The 296-nt window shown below is 41.6% G+C and carries 1 protein-coding gene; it reads left to right on the top strand.

Features of this window, described 5'->3' with window-relative positions:
* Positions 1–50 precede the first annotated feature (50 nt).
* Positions 51–215, top strand: coding sequence for an OprD family outer membrane porin (locus tag FLQ44_RS24740; protein ID WP_369126587.1), 165 nt, complete (start codon positions 51–53; stop codon positions 213–215).
* Positions 216–296 lie beyond the last annotated feature (81 nt).

A 296-nucleotide genomic window follows, 5' to 3' on the forward strand; every position in this document is an offset into this window, starting at 1 on the left:
AGTTTCATTGGCTGACTGCCAAAGCAAAATTTAAGAGAAATGAGCTCTTTGTGGGGGATTTGGTTCCACGATTACCCACGATTTTTTCTTCACCTGCGCGTTTGTTCCCTCAAACTTATCGAGGTGCTCGGTTTGTTTCCAATGAAATTCCAAAGTTACAATTGGAAGGTTTTTATGTAGACCAAGTGCGACAATCGCACTTTCGCCTTGCTTAAAGTTATCACCGAACTCAGTGATGTCGGCACCAACGATGAATGTAGATTTACCAGAAGTAACGATTAAACCTTTCACTTCAC

The sequence above is a fragment of the Vogesella mureinivorans genome (genome assembly GCF_007644035.1).
GTDB classification, from domain to species: Bacteria; Pseudomonadota; Gammaproteobacteria; order Burkholderiales; family Chromobacteriaceae; genus Vogesella; species Vogesella mureinivorans.